This window comes from Microbispora sp. CA-102843 (genome assembly GCF_050936215.1).
Lineage (GTDB): Bacteria > Actinomycetota > Actinomycetes > Streptosporangiales > Streptosporangiaceae > Microbispora.
This window is the reverse complement of sequence record NZ_JBNJNF010000001.1, coordinates 7,574,208-7,594,493: the sequence shown is the minus strand read 5'-3', so window position 1 is coordinate 7,594,493 and position 20,286 is coordinate 7,574,208. Positions and strand designations below refer to the sequence as shown.

At 72.1% G+C, this 20,286-nt stretch carries 16 protein-coding genes; 15 read left to right on the top strand and 1 reads right to left on the bottom strand.

Going from position 1 to position 20,286, the window contains the following annotated elements:
* The first annotated feature begins 25 nt into the window (after positions 1-25).
* The 4 genes from ACQEVJ_RS35135 (at position 26) to ACQEVJ_RS35120 (ending at position 5,365) form a co-directional block, all read left to right on the top strand.
* The gene (locus ACQEVJ_RS35135; protein ID WP_433108667.1) at positions 26-1,519 is read left to right on the top strand and encodes a glycosyltransferase family 39 protein; all 1,494 of its coding nucleotides are present in this window, start codon (positions 26-28) and stop codon (positions 1,517-1,519) included.
* A gap of 82 nt (positions 1,520-1,601) precedes the next feature.
* The gene (locus ACQEVJ_RS35130; protein ID WP_433108665.1) at positions 1,602-2,471 is read left to right on the top strand and encodes a polysaccharide deacetylase family protein; all 870 of its coding nucleotides are present in this window, start codon (positions 1,602-1,604) and stop codon (positions 2,469-2,471) included.
* 120 nt (positions 2,472-2,591) lie between these two features.
* Positions 2,592-3,707 (top strand): glycosyltransferase family 2 protein, encoded by a 1,116-nt coding sequence (locus ACQEVJ_RS35125; protein ID WP_433108663.1) that lies wholly within the window; start codon positions 2,592-2,594, stop codon positions 3,705-3,707.
* A complete protein-coding gene (locus ACQEVJ_RS35120; protein WP_433108661.1) occupies positions 3,704-5,365 on the top strand; it encodes a glycosyltransferase in 1,662 nt (553 codons plus the stop codon). Before ACQEVJ_RS35125 ends, ACQEVJ_RS35120 begins: the two co-directional genes overlap by 4 nt.
* 78 nt (positions 5,366-5,443) lie before the next feature.
* Here the strand turns inward: ACQEVJ_RS35120 and ACQEVJ_RS35115 are convergent, their stop codons facing one another.
* On the bottom strand, positions 5,444-6,991 hold the full coding sequence (locus ACQEVJ_RS35115; protein WP_433108659.1) for a glycosyltransferase: 1,548 nt from the start codon (positions 6,989-6,991) through the stop codon (positions 5,444-5,446).
* 187 nt (positions 6,992-7,178) lie between these two features.
* Between ACQEVJ_RS35115 and thrC the strand changes: the two genes are divergently transcribed.
* The 11 genes from thrC to glyA all read left to right on the top strand — a co-directional run bounded on the left by thrC (position 7,179) and on the right by glyA (position 20,248).
* On the top strand, positions 7,179-8,237 hold the full coding sequence (gene thrC / locus ACQEVJ_RS35110; RefSeq protein ID WP_433108657.1) for a threonine synthase: 1,059 nt from the start codon (positions 7,179-7,181) through the stop codon (positions 8,235-8,237).
* A 43-nt stretch (positions 8,238-8,280) separates the two neighbouring features.
* A complete protein-coding gene (gene thrB / locus ACQEVJ_RS35105) occupies positions 8,281-9,207 on the top strand; it encodes a homoserine kinase (RefSeq protein WP_433108655.1) in 927 nt (308 codons plus the stop codon).
* A gap of 413 nt (positions 9,208-9,620) precedes the next feature.
* The gene (rho, locus tag ACQEVJ_RS35100; RefSeq protein ID WP_433108653.1) at positions 9,621-11,639 is read left to right on the top strand and encodes a transcription termination factor Rho; all 2,019 of its coding nucleotides are present in this window, start codon (positions 9,621-9,623) and stop codon (positions 11,637-11,639) included.
* Between the two features lie 256 nt (positions 11,640-11,895).
* Positions 11,896-12,114 carry a 50S ribosomal protein L31 gene (gene rpmE, locus ACQEVJ_RS35095; protein WP_139575864.1) on the top strand — a complete coding sequence of 73 codons (219 nt, stop codon included), beginning with the start codon at positions 11,896-11,898 and terminating at the stop codon, positions 12,112-12,114.
* 107 nt (positions 12,115-12,221) lie between these two features.
* On the top strand, positions 12,222-13,268 hold the full coding sequence (gene prfA / locus ACQEVJ_RS35090) for a peptide chain release factor 1 (RefSeq protein ID WP_433108650.1): 1,047 nt from the start codon (positions 12,222-12,224) through the stop codon (positions 13,266-13,268).
* 149 nt (positions 13,269-13,417) lie between these two features.
* Positions 13,418-14,272 (top strand): peptide chain release factor N(5)-glutamine methyltransferase, encoded by an 855-nt coding sequence (prmC, locus tag ACQEVJ_RS35085; RefSeq protein WP_433108648.1) that lies wholly within the window; start codon positions 13,418-13,420, stop codon positions 14,270-14,272.
* 66 nt (positions 14,273-14,338) lie between these two features.
* Positions 14,339-14,986 carry an L-threonylcarbamoyladenylate synthase gene (locus ACQEVJ_RS35080; protein WP_433108646.1) on the top strand — a complete coding sequence of 216 codons (648 nt, stop codon included), beginning with the start codon at positions 14,339-14,341 and terminating at the stop codon, positions 14,984-14,986.
* Between the two features lie 144 nt (positions 14,987-15,130).
* On the top strand, positions 15,131-18,145 hold the full coding sequence (locus ACQEVJ_RS35075) for a hypothetical protein (protein ID WP_433108644.1): 3,015 nt from the start codon (positions 15,131-15,133) through the stop codon (positions 18,143-18,145).
* A gap of 93 nt (positions 18,146-18,238) precedes the next feature.
* Complete coding sequence (locus ACQEVJ_RS35070) at positions 18,239-18,508, top strand: hypothetical protein (protein ID WP_433108642.1); 270 nt, start codon at positions 18,239-18,241, stop codon at positions 18,506-18,508.
* Positions 18,505-18,894 carry a hypothetical protein gene (locus ACQEVJ_RS35065; protein WP_433108640.1) on the top strand — a complete coding sequence of 130 codons (390 nt, stop codon included), beginning with the start codon at positions 18,505-18,507 and terminating at the stop codon, positions 18,892-18,894. Before ACQEVJ_RS35070 ends, ACQEVJ_RS35065 begins: the two co-directional genes overlap by 4 nt.
* 91 nt (positions 18,895-18,985) lie before the next feature.
* Positions 18,986-20,248: a serine hydroxymethyltransferase gene (glyA, locus tag ACQEVJ_RS35060; protein ID WP_433108638.1), complete on the top strand. Its 1,263-nt coding sequence runs from the start codon at positions 18,986-18,988 to the stop codon at positions 20,246-20,248.
* Positions 20,249-20,286 lie beyond the last annotated feature (38 nt).

Sequence of the window (20,286 nt, the reverse complement as noted above, 5' to 3'; positions counted from 1 at the left end):
AATGATCAGTTCTGTGGGGGGAAGCGTGGTTACGGGCGAGGCGGTCCGGACGTCCGGCCAGGGGACGGATGCGGGCGCGAGGGACTGGCCCCGCTGGACGCCGCTGCTCGCGGGCCTGCTGACCACCTGCGTCGCCATCTCCGGCACCACGGCGTCGCTGTCGGCCGACGAGGTGGCGACCTACAGCGCCGCGGTGGCCCGGCCGCTGAGCGGGCTGTGGGAGCTCGTGCAGCAGATCGACGGCCACTTCCTCCCTTACTACCTGCTCATCCATGTCTGGTCATGGCTGGGGGAGGCCGAGTGGTGGCTGCGCCTGCCCTCGGCGCTCGCGGCCGGTGTGGCGGCGGGCTTCCTGGCCGACCTCGGCCGCAGGCTGGCCGGTCCGCGGGCGGGCGTGCTGGCCGCGGCGCTGTTCGCCGTCCTGCCGTCGGTGTCCTACCACGGCGCGAACGCCCGGCCGTACGCGTTCGCGGCGGCGGCGGCCGTCGTCTCGGCCTGGACGCTGCACCGGGTGGCCGAGGCGTCCAGCGGCACCGTCGGCTGGAAACAGGTCCGCTGGTACGCGGCGTCGGTGGCGCTGCTCGGCTGCACGCACCTGTTCTCGGTCCTGGTGCTCCCGGCCCAGTTCCTGGCCGCCCTGCTCGCCCTGCCCCGCCGTACGTTCCTGACCAGGATCGTCCCCGCGACGGCGGTGGGGTGCGTTCCCCCCGCGGTCCTCGCACTGGTGGGCTGGGGCGAGCGGCACGCGATCAGCTGGATCCAGCCGCACGGGCCCGACGTGCTGCTGAAGTTCCCCAAGCACGCGGCGGGCTCCGATCTCGCCGGGCCGCCGCTGTTCGCCCTCGCCGTCGTGGGGGTGGTGATCCTTTTGCGCAGGTCGATCCCCTGGGGCGTCCTCGTCGGCGGCTGGCTCGTCCTCCCGCCGGTGCTGCTGCTCGTGATCGACGCGCTGGTGACCCCGGCCTACGTGGACCGTTATGTGTTCGTCGCGGCGCCCGCCCTGGCCCTGGCGGGAGGCGTGGCCCTGGCCTCGATCCGCCTGGCCCCCGTCCCCTTCGCGCTGGTCTGCGCGCCGGTCGTACTGGTCGCGGCGCTGCTGGGAGTGCCCGCGCAGGCCGACTACCGGCAGCGCAACGGCCACTACGACGACTTCCCCGGCGCGCTCGGCGTGATCCGGGCGCGGGAGCGCACCGGCGACGCCATCGTGTACGGCCAGAGCCGGCTGCGCACCGGCTTCGTCTACTACGGCCGCGAGGGCCTCCCCGAGGACGTGCTCCTCAGGGGGCCGGGCCCGGCCTTCGAGTACGTGGAGCGGGACGACCTCGCCGAGGCCCTGACCGGGTATCGCCGGGTCTGGGTGGTCTGGCGGGGGACGAAGCAGGCCGGGCTGACGGGGAAGAAGATCCCCAAGGTGGCCGCCGTGCGCGCGGCCGGATACCGCCTCTCGACGGCCTGGCACTCCGCGGAGCTACCGGGTCTGACCGTCGCGCTGTTCGAACGCGTGCGCGGCAAGGGCTGAGGGTGCCGCGTCCTGGACCGTTTCATTACGGTTGGACATCACGCGCAAGAGTAATTGCCAATTATGAGTAAAGTTTCTCCTCATGCGACTTACGGTGAAGAGACTCCTGCCGGCCTGTCTCGTCGCCGCGGCGTCGATCGCGGGACTCCAGCACCCGGCCGCGGCGACGGCCGGTTCGGCCGTCCCCGCGCAGGCGGCGGCTTCCGCGCACGTGGCTCAACAGAAAACGCGGGCGGCCGGGGTGCCGACCGTGGTCCTCACCTTCGACGACGGCACGGCCGATCACCTCGCCGTCGCCGGAATGCTGAGCAGGCGCGGCCTCAAGGGCACCTTCTACGTCAACAGCGGCCGCCTCGGCAGGCGCGGCTTCCTGAGCGTGGCCGCGCTGCGGGCCATCGCGAAAGAAGGCCACGAGATCGGCGGCCACACCCTCCACCATCCGCATCTGCCGGAGGCGTTCGACGCCGCGCAGCAGACGGAGATCTGCGACGACAGGCGGGCGCTGCTGAAGATGGGCTTCGCCGTGCGGTCGTTCGCCTATCCGTTCGGTGACTTCGACGAGTCGAGCAAGCAGATCGCGATGCGCTGCGGCTACAACAGCGCGCGCGACATCAACGGCCTGTACCGGCCGGACAGCTGCCGCGCCTGCCCGGTCACCGAGACGATCCCGCCCGCGGACCCCGCCGCCGTACGCGCCACGAGCCAGACCCGCCTGCCGCGTACGGCCCGCACGCTGCGGGAGTTCGTCACCCGCGCCCAGCGGGAGAGCGACCCCGGCATGGTGACCTTCGTCTTCCACGAGATCAAGAACGACCCGCGGGACCAGTACGCGACGGCGCCCAAGGAGTTCGCCGCCTTCATCGACTGGGTGGCCCAGCAGCGGAAAGCCAAGAAGATCGACGTGAGGACGCTGGGCGACGTCGTCGGCGGAGGCGTGACGCCCGTCCCGTGATCCCGTCTGCCGCGCCAGGTCACAGCGAGTCGTCAGGTTGACCACGACGGTCACAGGGATTCACAAGGTTCGGCTGATAAAAGTTCACAGCCTGTAAAACGGACGCGCGGGAGGGACACCGTGACGGTGACGACCGGCATGTGCTCGCCGTACGGTTTCACGCGCAGCCCCACCGAGGAGACCGCGGCGCTGTCCTGGAGCGACGGCAGATGGACGATCGGAGGCCGGCCGCTGGCCGTCCCCCCGCCGGCCGCCGACGTCGCCGCCCTCCGGCCGCTGCGCGGGCTGCGGGTGGAGTGGCCGTCGGAGCCTGTAGCCGAGGCGCTGGACGCGGTCGCCGGCCTGGCCGCCGCGGGGGTGCCGCTCACCTGCCACGACCCGCCGGGGTGGGTGCGTGAAGCCGATCCCGTGCTCGCCGGCCTGGCCGCGGCCTGGACCCCCGAGGCCGGCGACGGCAGACCCGAGTCGGTCGCCGACCTGCGCAGGGAAGAGCACAGCGTGCTCCTGCGCAGGCACGCGCTGCGGGCCGGGGGCGTCGGCACCCGCCTCGCCCCGGTGACCGTCGTCATGGCCACCCGGCGGCCCCACTACGTCGGCCACGCGCTGCGGCAGCTCGCCCGCCAGCGCGGCGTCGGCCTGGAGGCGGTCGTCGCCCTGCACGGGTTCCCGGCCACGCGGGTGCGCGAGGCGGTCGAGGAGTTCCCCCATCCGCTAACGCTGATCGAGGCCGAGCCGGACGCGCCGCTCGGGACGGTGCTCAACACGGCGGCGGCACGGGCGTCCACCGGCATCGTCGCCAAATGGGACGACGACGACTGGTACGGCCCCGAGCATCTGGCCGACCTGCTGCTGGCCATGGCCTATTCCGGCGCGGACCTGGTGGGGACCGCGCCGGAGTTCTTCTACCTCCAGCCCCTCCACACGACGATCCGCCGCGTCGACTACAGCAGCGAGGTGTGGGCCGACCACGTCGCGGGCGGCACGATCCTGCTCGGCCGCGAGCTCTTCGAACAGGTCGGCGGCTTCGGGCCGCTGGACCGCGGGGAGGACGCGCACCTCGTGCACGCGGTCGAGGCGGCCGGCGGCCGTGTCTACCGCACCCACGGCCTGGGCTACGTCCTGCGGCGATCGGTCAGCGCCGACCACACCTGGAACCTTCCTCTTGCCCACTTCCTGCGAGTCGCCGCGAACCAATGGCGCGGCTTTCGCCCGAGTGTGATTCTGGAAGCGCCATGACGCCACGCATCAGGGGAAACGACTACACCGTCCTCCAGCCGCCCGCCCTCGGGTCGTCGTGGACGCCCCGGCTGCGCGTCAGCGTGGTCGTCCCGGCGTACACCGATCAGGCCAAGCTCGACCTCACGCTCGCCGGGCTGGCCAGGCAGACATACCCGGCAGATCTGCTCGAAGTGATCGTGGTCGACAACGGCAGCGAGCCGCCGCTACGCCTTCCGGAGATCCGGCCCCGCGACACGCGGCTGCTGGTGTGCGCGACGCCGGGCCGGGCCCGGGCGCGCAACACCGGCCTGGCCGCCGCGACGGGCGACGTCATCCACTGGATGGACTCCGACGTCGTCCCCGAACCTGAGGAGGTGGAGGCGCACATGCGCTGGCACCACCTCGCGCCCTATCTGTCGATCACCTCCTACCTGCGCTTCACCACCGCCCCGCTGCCCGACCCCGCCGACGTCGCGGGCACCGACGACCTGGCGAAGCTCTTCGAGCCGGCGGAGCCGCACGCCTGGATCGAGGACCTGGTGCAGCGGTCGGAGGGGCTGACCCGCTCGCCGCGGCCGTTCAGCATCCACATCGGCGGCGCGTCGTCGGTCTCCGCCCGGCTGTTCGAGCGGGCCGGGCCGATGGACCCCGAAATGATCCTCGGTCAGGACACCGAGATGGGCTACCGGCTCGCACAGGCGGGCGCGGTCTTCATCCCCGACCCGCAGGCGAGGGCCTATCACCTCGGCCCGTCCATGCGCATGCGCGACAGCGCGCCGGTCAGCCGGGTCAGCCACGCCCTGGTCACCGACCGGGTCCCGGGCTACCGGTGGCTGCGCACCCATCCCTCCCGGCAGTGGAAGGTCCCGCAGGCGGAGGTCCTCGTGGACGCCACCGCGGGGTCGTACGACGACGTCAGGGCCACCGTGGACGGCGTGCTGGCCGGCACGGTGACCGACCTCGCCGTCGTGCTGACCGGCCCGTGGGACGAGCTCGCGCCCGAGCAGCGCGCGCCGCTCAAGGACCCGCGCCTGGATCTCGTGCTGCTGCGGGCCCACTACACCCATGAGGGCCGTGTGCGGCTGGCCACGGCGGTTTCCGACACCCAGTCGCCATACCGCGTGCGCATCCCGCCCGGCTGGGTGCCGGAGGAGGACAGCCTCGGCCGGCTGATCGAGGTGCTGCGCGGGCGGGATCGCGGGCTGGTGAGCGTGCTCCTGGCCGAGGGCGCGGAAGGCGTCACCGCCGCCCGCCTGGAACGCACCGAGGCCTTCTCCCGCGCCGCCCTCGTCGCGGAGGAGGGCGAGGACCCCGACGACGTCGTGGACGAGATGTTCGGCACCTACTGGGTCGACGGCGAGACCTTCGGCTTCCGGCCCGCCGCGCAGGCCCCGGCGTACCTGAACCCCCGCACCGCGTATCGCAGGCGGGTGCAGGCGCAGGCCGAGGTCGAGCGGCTGACCAAGGAGGTCGAGCGGCTGCGCGGACAGGTGACCAAATGGCGCGACGAGGCGGCGCGGTGGCGCAAGTCCGCCGTCGAGTTCCGCCGGGAGATCGGCACCCTCCGGAGGCAGGTCTCCTCGCTGCGCGGGCAGGTCTCGGCGCTGCGTCGCGACCGAGGCCTGCGTGGCATCGCCCGGGGCCTCACCCGGCCCTTCACGTTCAAGAAGACCTGACCGCCCCCGCCCCGCCCTCGCGTGACACGCCGGTTCCCGGCCGCAGGTCGCGGAGCCGGGGGCCGGCCGGCGGATGGGTCAGGAGCGGCGGAACAGGCCGCGGCGGCGCGGCTGCGCGGCCTCCGGCTGGGGGGCCTGGGCCGCGGCCGGTTGCGGGGTGTGTGCCGCCGCCGGTTTCTGGGTGGTCTGCGGCGCGGCGGGCGCGGCCGGTTTCGCCGGAGCCTTGGGAAGTTCCTCGAACTCGCTCGCCGCGGCGCGCCGTACGCCGTGGGTCTCGGCGATCACGTCGGCAGGTTCCTCGCCCGGCGCGGTGAGGTGGCGGGCGCGCGCGACGGCCTCGGTCCGCTCCAGCGTGGCCGTGCCCCCGCCGGGCAGGTCCAGGACCAGCAGTCCGATCCGCTCCTCCAGCATCGCCTTGACCGCCCGCTCCAGCAGCGCCGGAGCCGGCGGGGCGTCGACGGGCGCCGTGTAGCGGAAGGGGACGGGCGCGGCGGTCGGCGCCGCCCGTTCCGCGAACCGCACCCGCGCGTCGTGCCCGAACGCCGCCCGCACCAGGGCGAGGTCGAACGCCTCGGTCCCCGGCGCCCACCTGCGTCCGCCTTCGAGCGGCGACCAGGGGCCGGCCAGCGTCACCGCCACGTCGGTGAGCGTGCCGCGCAGCACCGCGTCGACCGCCGCGACGATCCGCCGCTCGTCCGCCCCCGTCACGTCGAAGACGACCTCGACGTACGGCACGAGCCAGCGCCGGCCGGGCTCCTTGCGCAGGTCGCGGCGGAGCGGGACCCGGTGCGCCAGGTGGGTCTCGACGAGCCGGACGATCGACTTGCCGTGCTCGCCCCGCTGGGCGGGCAGGCCGAGGTGCACGGCGCGGGCCTCCGTGTCGGGGACGAACACCGCCCCCGCCTGGGCGAGCCGGTAGGCGAACTCGGTGTCCTGGCCGCGCACCACCTCGGGATCGAAGCCCCGGACCTCGTCGAGCAGGGCCCGCCGCAGGGAGACCGTCGGACCGGTGCAGACCTGGTAGGGGTTCTTGCTGGCCCGCAGGCCGTCGAGGCGGCGGATGGTCTCCTCGGTCGAGCTGGACACCAGCGCCGACGGACCGAACAGGTCCTCGGGGGAGCCGTGCCGTACGGCCTCGTGGACCTGCGCGGGGGTGAGGGCCGGCTCCTCGGCGAACTTCTTGCCGCCGATGGTGACGAGGTAGTCGGTGAGGTGGTGCCAGCGGAACAGCGCCTCCAGGTGCTCCCGCGAGATCACCATGTCGGCGTCGAGACGCTGCACGATCTCGCCCTCGGCCGCCGCGATGCCGGCGTTCATCGCGTGCCCGGCGCCCCATCCGCCGGGCGGGACGACCACGACGCGGGTGTTTTCGGGCCGCAGATCGGGCAGGCGCAGCGGAGGGTCGCTGCGGTCGTCCACCACGATCACCTCGGTGAGATGCGCGGGATAGGTCTGCGCGGCCAGCGCGGCCAGCGTCAGGTCGAGGCGGTGCTGCCCGCCGTGCGCGGGGATGACGACACTCGCGCTGAGCGTGGGCGTCCAGCCGCCGATGGGCGGCGGCGTGAGCGGAGAGTAGTCGTTGTGGCGGATCTTCGGCCGGGGCTCCACGCCCGTCAGGTGGGCCAATCCTCGTCCTCTACAGCGATGGTCAAAGGGCCGCTCCACAGTAGCGAAACCCGCTGACACTTCCCTAAGGTGGCGCCCAATATGTCCATTTGGTGGACAACGGAGTCCGCACGTCAAACGGTTGGCCGTAGACTCGGTGACCGATACCCCTGGTGACACGCGTTTACGCGCGTGGGAGGAGCGACCAATGTTCAGGGCTTGGCGTGGCCTGATCGAGGAGTACCGCGACCGTCTGCCGGTCTCCACGACGACGCCCGTGGTGACCCTGCTCGAGGGCGGTACGCCGCTCGTCCCGGCCAGGCGGGTGTCCCAGATCACGGGCTGTGACGTCCATCTCAAAGTCGAGGGCCTCAACCCGACCGGCAGCTTCAAGGACCGCGGCATGACCGTCGCGATCAGCAAGGCCGTCGAGGAGGGCGCCCAGGCGGTCATCTGCGCGTCCACCGGCAACACCAGCGCCTCGGCCGCCGCCTACGCCGTACGGGCCGGGCTGACCTGCGCCGTCCTCGTGCCGCGCGGGAAGATCGCGATGGGCAAGCTCGCCCAGGCGCTGGTCCACGGCGCGAAGCTGCTCCAGGTCGAGGGCTCGTTCGACGACTGCCTGGAGATGACCAGGAAGCTCGCGGAGACCTACCCGATCGCGCTGGTCAACTCCGTCAACCCGCACCGCCTGCAGGGCCAGAAGACCGCGGCCTTCGAGATCGTCGACGCGCTCGGCGACGCGCCCGACGTCCACTGCATCCCGGTCGGCAACGCCGGCAACATCTCGGCCTACTGGATGGGCTACAAGGAGTACGCCGACGACGGCGTGGCCACCAAGCGGCCGCGAATGCTGGGATTCCAGGCGAGCGGCGCGGCGCCGCTGGTCGGGGGCAGCCCCGTGACCCACCCGCAGACGATCGCCACGGCGATCAGGATCGGCAACCCCGCCTCGTGGCGGCTCGCCGAGGCCGCGCGCGACGAGTCCGGCGGCGACATCCAGGCCGTGACCGACCGTCAGATCGCCGCGGCGTACAAGCTGCTCGCGCAGGAGGAGGGCGTGTTCGTCGAGCTCGCCTCCGCCGCGAGCGTCGCCGGCCTGCTCCAGGCGCACGAGCAGGGCCTGCTCACGCCGGGGCAGCGGGTCGTGTGCACCGTGACCGGCAACGGCCTGAAGGACCCCGACTGGGCCATCTCCGGCGCCCCGGCGCCCGTGACGATCCCGATCGACGCCTACGCCGCCGCGGCCGCGCTGGGACTCGCCTGACCGGTTTTCTCATTCCCGCCCATCAAAGGGTTCAGGTGACGAATTGACGGACAGTCACGGCGTCGTCGTCCGCGTGCCGGCGACGAGCGCCAACCTCGGCCCCGGTTTCGACAGCCTCGGCCTCGCGCTCGACCTGTACGACGAGGTGGAGGCCGAGATCTCCGCCTCGCCCGGCGTGCGGATCGCGGTGGAGGGCCAGGGCGCCGGTGAGCTGGACGAGGGCGAGGGCCACCTCGTCGTCAGGACCATGCGCGCCACGTTCGACCGCATGGGGTTCGCCCAGCCGGACGGCATCGCGCTGCGCTGCCGCAACCGGATCCCGCACGCGCGGGGGCTCGGCTCGTCGTCGGCGGCGATCTGCGCCGGCATCCTCGCGGCCCGCGCCCTCGTACGCGGCCGGGGCGCGGGGGACATGCCGGACGCCGAGGTGTTCGCGCTGGCCACCGAGCTGGAGGGGCATCCCGACAACGTGGCGCCGTGCCTGGCGGGCGGTCTCACCATCGCCTGGACGAACCAGTCGGGGGCGGCGAGTATGGTGAAACTGACTCCGCACGAGGACGTCCGGCCGGTGGCGTTGATCCCGGATTTCCGGTTGTCCACGGAGGAGGCTCGGGGGCTGCTGCCGAAGGACGTACCGCATTCGGACGCGGCGGCCAACGCGGGGCGGGCGGCTCTGCTCGTCGCGGCGCTCACGCAGAGACCGGAACCGGATCTCCTGCTCGCCGCCACCGAAGACCGCCTGCACCAGAGGTACCGCGAGCCCGCGATGCCGCGCACCGCAGAACTGGTGCGACGGCTCCGCGAGGCCGGGGTGCCCGCCGTCGTCTCGGGGGCCGGTCCGACGGTTCTCGCGTTGACGACACGGGACACCAAGGATTTGATCGCGCCAGAAGTGGGTAATGACTGGCACATCCAGCCAATGAACGTCGACCCGCTTGGTGCGTACGTTCGGTTTCCCGAGACACGCTGATGCTTCTTCGACCTTCAGGGAATAGCTGTGCGCGCTGGTGATGTTAGGCTGATAGCCGCACCAGGTGCCCCCGTGTTGGGTGCGTGCTTGTCATTCGCACATCGCTGCACTTCGCCTTGCGTCCTTCGACGCGGGCAGGGCGATTTCCCCGGAACCGTTTCCTCCAGTCGGCACACCCTCGGGTGGCATGGCCGGAGGCGGCGTTCTCGGAGACATGCGCGTTCGAACCACCAAGACATCTGGTCGGTGGCGGCAATCCGGGGGATCGCCCCCGGGCACCTACCGCTCGCGAATCCCGAGGGTCATCGACACATGAGATTCGCGAAGCCCGACCCGGTCTGTCCCGCCGGGTCGCATCACCGGGACGCCTGGACGCACGATTCTGGCGCCCGACCCCTGGGAAGGACCCTTAGTTGAGCGACACCACCGAACTCCTCTCCGACGGCAAGGCCGCCGGCGACACCCCCACTTCCGCCCCGGCCCGTCCGCGACGTCGCTCCGGCACCGGCCTGGCTGGCATGGTGCTCCCCGAGCTTCAGGCCCTGGCGACCAGCCTCGGCATCACGGGGACCGGACGGATGCGCAAGAGCCAGCTCATCGCGGCCATCCAGGAGAAGCAGGGCGGATCGGGAGAGACCGCGGCCGAGCCGAAGGCCGCCGCCGAAGCGCCCGCCGTCGCAGAGCGCCCCGCCCGTGGCCGCCGGGAACGTTCCCGCGCCGCCGCGGCGCCCGCACCCGAGGCCGCGCCCGCCGCCACGCCCGCTGCCGAGCCCGCCGTCGCGGCCCGTGAGGAGCGTCCCGTGGTCGAGGCCGCGCCGGCCGTGGCCGCCGAGGCCGCGCAGAACGGCGTCGCCGCCGTCGCCGAGCCGCAGGCCGAGGCCGCCCAGTCCGAGACCCGCGCCGAGCGGCCCGAACGCGGCGACCGCCGCGAGCGCCGCACGCGCGGTGAGCGGGGCGAGCGGGGCGAGAGGGGCCGCGAGCGCGACAGCCGCGGTGACCAGCGCGGTGACCAGCGCGCCGCCGACGCGGGGGACGGTGGCCAGGGCCGCCGTGACCAGCAAGGCCGCGGTGACAACCGCTCCGACAGCCGCTCCGACGGGCGTGGCGACGGCCGCTCCGACGGGCGTGGCGACGGCCGCTCCGACGGGCGTGGCGACAGCCGTACGGACAGCCGCTCCGACGGCAAGGGCGACCAGCAGGGCGAGGACGCCCGCGGGCGCCGTGGCCGCTTCCGCGAGCGCGGCCGCCGCGGGCGCGACCGCTTCGAGGGCAACGAGCCGGTCATCAGCGAGGACGACGTCCTGATCCCGATCGCCGGCATCCTGGACATCCTCGACAACTACGCCTTCGTGCGGACCAGCGGCTACCTTCCGGGCTCGAACGACGTCTACGTCTCGCTCGCCCAGATCCGTCGCAACGGCCTGCGCAAGGGCGACGTCATCACCGGCGCCGTCCGGCAGCCGAGGGACGGTGAGCGGCGCGAGAAGTTCAACGCCCTCGTCCGTCTCGACACCGTCAACGGCATGGACCCGGAGCAGGCCCGCCAGCGACCCGACTTCAACAAGCTCACGCCGCTCTACCCGCAGGAGCGCCTGCGCCTGGAGACCGAGCCGAACGTCCTGACCACGCGGATCATCGACCTCGTCTCGCCGATCGGCAAGGGCCAGCGCGGCCTGATCGTGTCGCCGCCCAAGGCCGGCAAGACCATGGTGCTCCAGGCGATCGCCAACGCGATCACCCACAACAACCCCGAGTGCCACCTGATGGTCGTCCTCGTAGACGAGCGTCCGGAAGAGGTCACCGACATGCAGCGGTCGGTCAAGGGCGAGGTCATCCACTCGACATTCGACCGTCCGGCCGAGGACCACACCACCGTCGCCGAGCTCGCCATCGAGCGGGCCAAGCGGCTGGTGGAGCTGGGCCACGACGTCGTCGTCCTGCTCGACTCGATCACCCGTCTCGGGCGCGCGTACAACCTCGCGGCGCCCGCGAGCGGCCGCATCCTGTCCGGTGGTGTCGACTCGACCGCGCTCTACCCGCCGAAGCGGTTCTTCGGCGCCGCCCGCAACATCGAGAACGGCGGCTCGCTGACGATCCTCGCCACGGCTCTCGTCGAGACCGGTTCCAAGATGGACGAGGTCATCTTCGAGGAGTTCAAGGGCACCGGCAACATGGAGCTCAAGCTCAACCGGTCGCTCGCGGACAAGCGCATCTTCCCGGCGGTGGACGTGGACGCGTCCGGCACCCGCAAGGAGGAGATCCTCATGGCCAAGGACGAGCTGTCCATCGTCTGGAAGCTCCGCCGCGTCCTCCACGCCCTCGACATGCAGCAGGCGCTGGAGCTCCTTCTCGAGAAGATGAAGGAGACCAAGTCCAACGCCGAGTTCCTGCTCCAGGTGCAGAAGACCACGGTCAGCAACGACCGCGACTGACGCCCTTTCGACCGACGCCCCGGACGGCCGCGCCGTCCGGGGCGTCGGCGTGCTCCGCTGATCCGCCGCACCGTGCCGCCACGATGGCCGGCCCCGGGAATAGCCCATGGCCTGGGATGGTTGGAGGATCTGGCACACTGGTAGCCGAACCGCAGCGGTACCGGTTCCCGCGCCGCGCATCACAGGTGTGCCGATGCGCGCAGGCCGTGACAGACGGAGCGACCCGGCGACCGCGCCTAGCGTTAGGACTGAAGACATGAAGCCCGACATCCACCCGGAGTACGTGGTTACCCAGGTGACCTGCACCTGCGGGAACACCTTCACCACGCGTAGCACCGCCAAGAACGGCGTGCTCCACGCCGACGTCTGCTCCGCCTGCCACCCCTTCTACACGGGCAAGCAGAAGATCCTCGACACCGGTGGCCGGGTGGCGCGCTTCGAGGCGCGCTTCGGCAAGAAGGCCCAGAGCAAGTAGCTCCTCCAGGACGCCGGCTCGGGGGCGCCCCTCTCTTGGGGCCTCTCCGGGTCGGCGTTCTTGGCGATTACGGCCTTTACCGAGGAGCTTGAGCAAAGGAGCGTGCGGTGAACCTCGACGAGATCATGAGTGAGTACGCGGATCTGGAACTGCGGCTCGCCGACCCCGCCGTGCACGCCGACCAGAGCAAGGCGCGGACGTACGGCAAGCGTTACGCGGGGCTCACGCCGATCGTCGTGACGTACCGGGAGCTCGAAGGCGTACGGCAGGACCTCGCTGCCGCTCGCGAGCTCGCGGCGGAGGACTCGGCGTTCGCGGAGGAGGCGGCCGAACTCGAGGGCCGCATCCCGGTGCTGGAGGAGAAGCTCACCCGTCTCCTGGTCCCGCGCGACCCCAACGACGACAAGGACGTCATCATGGAGATCAAGGCGGGCGAGGGCGGCCAGGAGTCGGCCCTGTTCGCCGGAGACCTCCTGCGGATGTACCTCAGGTACGCCGAACGGATCGGCTACAAGACCGAGGTCATCGACGCGCAGCACTCCGACCTCGGCGGCTACAAGGACGTCACCGTCGCCATCAAGGGCAGGGAGGGCGTCTGGTCGCGGCTCAAGTTCGAGGGCGGCGTGCACCGCGTCCAGCGGGTGCCGGTGACCGAGTCGCAGGGCCGCATCCACACCTCGGCGGCCGGAGTGCTCGTCTATCCCGAGGCCGAGGACGTCGACGTCCAGATCGACCCCAACGAGCTGCGCATCGACGTGTTCCGCTCCAGCGGCCCCGGCGGCCAGAGCGTCAACACGACCGACTCGGCCGTGCGGATCACCCACCTGCCGACCGGCGTCGTCGTCTCCTGCCAGAACGAGAAGAGCCAGCTCCAGAACAAGGAGTCGGCGCTGCGCATCCTGCGCGCCCGGCTGCTCGCGATGGCGCAGGAGGAGGCCGAGGCGGCCGCGATGGCCGAGCGCAAGTCGCAGGTGCGTACGGTCGACCGCTCCGAGCGGATCCGCACCTACAACTTCCCGGAGAACCGCATTTCGGATCACCGCGTGGGCTTCAAGGCCTACAACCTGGACCAAGTCCTGGACGGCGATCTCGACGCGGTGATACAGGCTTTGCTCGACGCCGAACTCGCGGAGAAGCTGGCCGCTCATTCGTGAGCCGGCGGCGAACCTGATGAGGGGACGATGGGAGAAGCGGTGATGGACGTGCGGGACCGGTTATGTGCGACCGTGAGTCGCCCCGGCGGTACGCCTGCCCGCGACCGGCGGTCCCCAGGCCACGCCGCGACAACCGTGCTGTAGAGATCATGACCTTCCTGCTCGACGAAATCGCCCTCGCCACCGCCCGGCTCGCCGAGGCGGGAGTGCCGTCACCGCGAACGGACGCCGAGGAGATCGCGGCCTTCGTGCACGGCATCCCGCGCGGCATGCTGCACACGATCAAGGACGCCGACTTCGACGCGCGGTTCTGGGAGGGCGTCGCCCGGCGCGAGGCACGCGAGCCGCTGCAGCACATCACCGGCCGGGCCTACTTCCGCTACCTCTCCCTTGAGGTGGGCCCGGGCGTGTTCGTGCCCAGGCCGGAGACCGAGGTCGTGGCCGGCTGGGCGATCGACCGGCTGCGCGAGATGGACGTCGCCTCTCCCGTCGTGGTCGACCTCGGCACCGGTTCCGGGGCCATCGCGCTGTCGATCGCGCAGGAGGTCGCGCTGGCGCAGGTGCACGCCGTGGAGATCGACCCCGTGGCGTACGGCTGGGCCAAGCGCAACATCCTCGAACACGGCCAGGGCCGCACCACCCTGCATCCGGAGGATCTGGCCGACTGCCTGCCGGAACTGAACGGCCAGGTGGACCTGGTCATCTCCAATCCGCCGTACATCCCGCCTGGAGCGATCCCGCGCGACCCCGAGGTGCGCGACTACGATCCCTCGCGGGCCCTGTACGGGTCGGGGGAGGACGGGCTGGACGAGGTGAGAGCAGTCGAGCGCACGGCGCGGCGGCTGCTGCGGCCGGGCGGGTTCGCCGTGGTCGAGCACGCCGACCAGCAGGGCAACGCCGTCTATTGGCTGTTCGCCGAGGAGAACGGCTGGCGCGACGTCCGGTTGCGCCAGGACCTGACCGGCCGGGACAGGTTCGTCACGGCCCGGCTGACCCAGGACTGACTCGAACGGCCCGGCGAGCGGCCACGCGGCGGCGGAGCCGGGCGGAACACGTGGAAGGATGGCTTCGTGAGCCGACGGTTTGACTGTGCCGACCAGACTGAGCGGATGACCGGACTGGCCGAGGCGACCTCGGCGGTACGGCGGGGCGAGCTCGTGGTGCTTCCCACCGACACCGTGTACGGGATCGGCGCCGACGCCTTCACCCCTTCCGCCGTCAACGCGCTGCTGGAGGCGAAGGGCCGGGGGAGGGACATGCCCGTGCCCGTCCTCGTGGGCACCGTACGGGCCGCCAACGCCCTCGTGGAGAGCCTCGGGACGTACGGTCAGGACCTGGTGGACGCCTTCTGGCCCGGGCCGCTCACGCTCATTCTCAGGGCCAACCGGTCGCTGTCGTGGGACCTCGGCGACACCAAGGGAACGGTCGCCGTCCGCATGCCGCTGCACCCGGTCGCGCTGGACCTTCTCAAGGAGACCGGCCCGATGGCGGTCTCCAGTGCCAACCGGTCCGGCAACCCGCCGGCCACTACGGCGGACGAGGCCGAGGAGCAGCTCGGCGACTCGGTGGCCGTCTATCTCGACGGCGGCCCCTGCGACGACAACGTGCCGTCCACGATCGTCGACCTGACCACCGCCGTGCCCCGGGTGCTGCGCAAGGGTGCGATCCCCGTGGACAAGATCCGTGGCCTCGTGGGATACCTCGCGACCGAGGAGTGACCGCGATCCGGGCGCACGTCTCGGATGGTGAGACGTCGTCACGGCTCTGATCAGGGCGATCGATGCCGTCTGGCTATCGGGCTTCTTTACTGATGCCACCCCGGCTACCGTGAAGTGCGCCGATATCTCTGTGGAGGCGCGCCCATGGCCAAGCTCGACGGGATGGATCCGAAGCTCGTCCGTGAGTTGCTGTCGGAGGTTCAGCACGCCGCGAGGCAGATGGACGGCGTCGAGGCCCGGGTCACCCAGTTGACGCGTACGGCCGGCGTCTCCGTACATGTGACCCACCGGCCGACGCAGGTCGCCGACGCGTGCTCGACGATGGTCAAGGACGTCACGAACCGCGTGACCCTGCTGGAGAAGAAGGAGAAACAGCAGAGCACGGGCAAGGTTCCCACGGCCCACGGCGCCTCCTTCACTCAGGAGAGGGACACCACCGCGCCGGCCGACGATCCGGCGCCGCAGGGAGACAAGGGCGACGCCAAGCCCGATCACAAGGCTGACCACAAGACCGACGGCAAGTCCGAGCACAAGGCCGACGCGAAGACGGACGAGCACAAGTCCGACCACAAGACCGACGGCAAGACCGATGCGAAGCCGGATGCCAAGGGCGACGGCAAGGCGGATGCGAAGCCTGACGGCAAGTCCGAGGGCAAGGCCGAGGGCAAGGCCGAGGGGAAGGCGGCCCACGACAAGCAGGACGCCACCCGCACGTCGTCGGCCGCTCACGGTTCGGGCGATTCCGGCACGGCCGCGAAGGGTGAGACGTCCCACCGGGCGCACAGCGCCGCCGACGGCGCGACCCGCGCGAACGGCGACGGCGGGGGTCGCGGCGTGGCCGGAGGGAAGCTCGCGGACAAGCCCTCCTACGGCACGGTCGAGGGTTCTCTCGCCCAGATGCCCTCCTCGACGCACGGTCCGGCCCACCCCGCCGACGCCACCGGTACCGCCACAGGCACAGGCACGGGCACGCCTCCGGCCACCGGTGCGGCCCAGGCGGGCGTCAACGGCGCCAACGGCGCCAACGGCGCCGTGGGAGGCACCGGCGACGCGGGCGCGACCGGCGGCGGTTCCGGTCAGGCTCACCAGCCCACCGCCCCGGGTCAGCCGACCGGCGATGGTCAGGGTGTGGGCCAGGGCCAGCCGGCCGGGCCGGGTCAGTCGGCCGGCGGCGATCAGGTCGTGGGCCAGGATCAGGGCACGAGCCACGCCCAGACGGTCGGCGACAGCCGGGATGTGGGCCAGGGCCAGCCCGCTGGGCCGGGTCAGTCGGCCGGCGGCGATCAGGTCGTGGGCCAGGATCAGGGCACGAGCCACGCCCAGACGGTCGGCGACAGCCAGGGCGCCGGTCAGAGCCAGTCCGACGGTGGCCGGCAACAACCCGTCGCCCAAGGGCAGGACCAGAACGCGGTGCAGGGGACGCCGGTCGATTCGAAAGCGGCCGGTGAGCAGCCCTCCACAGGCGGAAACGACTCGGCGATCTACGACACTCCCGGCAAGGATCACCCGGACGACATCGACCCAGCCGGTCGGCAGGTGACCGTCGTCGACGGTGTCAAGGTCGTCAGCACCCCGATGAACCAGCCCAGCACCGTGCAGGCCCAGCCGATCGACATGCCCGGCGCGGCAAGCGGCACCGGTGCGCACCCGGACGGGCCGCCCGGATTGGTGCCGCCCGCCGAGCCGACCAACCCGGCGGCGAACCAGCCTCCGCAACCCGGCCTCGCGCCCGGCGATCCCATGGGTGCCTACGTCGGCACGCCTGCCGACAACCTCTCTGGCGATCCGTTCGCGGCGGGCGACCCGAGCGCCGTGCAGGGGACCACCAGCCACGGCGCGGTGGCGGCGAGCGCCGGAGGTCATGCGTACACGGGCGACACCGCCGCAAGCGCCACGGCGAATGGGACCGCTCATTCGGCGGTTATGACCGGTGCTACCGGTACCGCCGATGCGGCGCCTGCGGCGCCCGGGGCGACTGGCACCCATCAGCAGGCTGGTACGACCGCTGCGGCCGGCACCCCGGGCACTGCCGACGCGACGGCAACCCCCGCGGCGCCTGGGGCCGCCGCGACAGCGCATCCGGCGGACACGGCCGGTGCCGGCGGTACCGGCGGTGCGGCGCAGGCGGCAGGTACGGCTGGAACGGCCACCGGCACGGCGCAACCGGCGAGCACCGCCGCCGCAGCGACCGGGACCGCGCATCCGGCGACTGCGACCGGTGCTACCGGTACGGCGCCTGCGGCGCCAGGGGCGACCGCGCACCCGGCGGGCACGGCGGGCACGGCCGATACGGCGCCCGCGGCACCTGCGGGGACAAACGCGGCGAACGGCACGGCTCACGCGGCCGGGACGGCCGGTGCCACGGGCACGGCCGACGTGGCACCCACAGCGCCCGCGGCACCGGGCGCGACGGGTACGGTGAGCGGCAGTTTGCAGGCGGTGGACACTCCCGGCACCGCGCACGCGGCGGGTGCGACCGGTACGGTCACCGGCAACCTGCACGCGGCGGGGACGGCGGCCGGAGACGGCCACACGGCCGGAACGGCAGGGGCCGCGGGCACGACGGGCGCCGGTGGCGATGGCGCGACGGGCCACACCGGGACGACCGGTGTGAGCGACAGGGCCGACGGCGCGGCGGGTACGAGCGGGCGAGTGTGCGACAACGATGCCGCTGCGGGCGCGACCGGGGCAGCCGGGGCCGGTGCGGGAACGCATGGCCCAGGTACAGACGGCACGGCCACGCACGGCACGGGTACGCATGGTCATGGCTCACACGGCGCGGGGAGGCATGGCCCGGGAACGCATGGCCATGGCTCATATGGCGCGGCAACGCATGACGCGGGGACGTACAGCGCGGAGACCGGCGGAACGGCGGGGACCAGGGACACCGGCCAGGCTCCGGCTCCCGATCCCCGATCGCTCGCCGCCGCGCAGCCCGGGGACGCGCTCACCTACCCGGCCCGTCACTCCGACGATGAGGCCGTGTCGCGCATGCTGGTGGACCACCATCGGGACATCGAGCCCGTGGACATGCCGGACGTCGGCGTCCCGGAAGGGGAGTGGGGCAAGGGCGACTGGGTGGACAGGAAGATCGAGCCCGACGGGGCCGCAGGCCGCGTCGAAGCCGTCGAAGTCGTCATCCAGAAGCCGGAGAAGTGACGCGTGCGAGCGACGTCCCCGCTCGGGCGGGATCGGTCTCGGACCGGAGCCCGGCGAAGCCCGGAGGCTGCCGGATCGGCCGTAACCGGGCAGGTGAGGCATGTCGGCAGCGCCGCGCGGCAGCCGGACGACGGCGCCCCCGGCACCGTGAGCCGCGGCGCCGCGCGGGCCGTCCCCGGGCATGCCGTGAGCACGGCGGACACCTCCCCAGGCGACGCCAAGGCCCGCCTCACGCGGACCGCTTCCGTGTGGCTCCGGGCCGTGGGGCCGCAGGAGGCTGAGCCGGCCGGGGGGCCCGGGGCAGGGCACGCGATGACCAACGCCGGCGTGCTGGCCGGCTTCGCACAGGAGGCGCGATCGTGAGTTACGTCGACCCGCCGGCGCCGACTCCGCTGCAGCCGGGGGAGACCCCGCCGGCACCGTCGAGCACCGACCTGCTCTCGCCCGGCGGGCAGCCGACGGGCTGGGTGTTCAACCCGGAGTACCAGAAGCTCGTCGACCTGTGGCTGCAGGTGGTCCCGCTGATGGACCAGCTCACCAAGTCTCTGGACAAGCCGTACGAGATGGCGCGGAGCAGGGACGTGTGGGACGCTCCGGTCGCCGAGCGGTACGTCCAGGACCTGGCCGAGTGGCGCAACCGGCTCGGGATGTACCGCCAGGCGGTGCTGACGGCGATCAGCGACCAGGCGGCGGACACGCCGCGCTGGATTCCGGGCAAGGCCGGCGCGCCGCACGCCTTCACCTCCTGACGATCTCCTGACCAGCAACGACGCCCGCGCGGCAGGCCTCGGGCGGTCTACTCTTGGAGCGAAGACCGCCACGGGATTGTGAGCCGGTTCCATGGACAGTCCGGAGCCGTTCTACGGGCCTGATTTCGCCCGGCTTGCCGCGCAGGACCAGGACGTCGCCCAGGTGCTGCTCGACGAGGTCGCCAGGCTGCGCGGAGGGCTCCAGCTCATCGCCAGCGAGAATCTGTCCTCGCCCGCCGTCCTCGCCGCGCTCGGTTCGGTGCTCAACGACAAGTACGCCGAGGGTTACCCGGGCCACAGGTACTACCGCGGTTGCGAGGTGGCCGACCGAGCCGAGCAGATCGCCATAGAGCGGGCCAAGCGATTGTTCGGGGCAGATCACGTCAACGTGCAGCCCTACAGCGGCACCACGGCCATCCTGGCGGCGTACGCGGCTCTTCTGCAGCCGGGGGACACCGTTCTGGCGCTCGCACTGGAGCACGGCGGCCACATCACCCACGGGTCCAAGGTCAACTTCTCCGGCAGATGGTTCCACGTCGTCTCCTACGGCGTGCGGCGGGACACCGAGACGATCGACTACGACGAGGTGAGGGAGCTGGCGCTGCGCCACCGGCCCCGGGTGATCGTCTGCGGGGCCACGGCATATCCCCGGCTGATCGACTTCGCCGCCTTCCGCGCCATCGCCGACGAGGCCGGAGTCTGGCTGCTGGCGGACGTCGCCCACGAGATCGGCCTGATGGCAGGCCGGGCCATCCCGTCGGCCGTGCCGTACGCGGACGTCGTCACCTTCACGACCCACAAGTCGCTGCGCGGCCCGCGCGGGGGAGGGGTGCTGTGCACAGACGAACTGGCGTCGGGCATCGACCGGGCGGTGTTCCCGTTCAGTCAGGGCGGGCCGCTGATGCACGTCGTCGCGGCCAAGGCCGTGGCGTTCGGCGAGGCGCTGCGCCCCGAGTTCCGGGCGTACGCGGCGTCGGCGGTGGACAACGCCAGGACACTGGCGGAGGGACTGGCGGCCGAGGGGCTGCGCCCGGTGTCGGGTGGCACCGACACCCACCTCGCGCTGGTCGACCTGCGCGGGACAGGGGTGAGCGGGACGGAGGCGGAGCGGCGCTGCGCCGAGGCCGCCATCCTGCTCAATCACAACGCGATCCCGTACGACCCGGCGCCCGCGACCGTGACCTCCGGGATCAGGGTCGGCACGCTCTGCGCGACCACCCAGGGCATGGGCGCGGCGGAAATGAGGGAGATCGCGTCTCTCGTCGTCCGGGCCATCCGGCAGCCGGGTGCGATAACGTCGATCCTCGAACGGGTAAAGGGGCTGACCGCGACGCATCCGGCATATCCCCGTTAGGGATAGGGCGATCTGTGTCTTTTGCCCGTCACAACCGA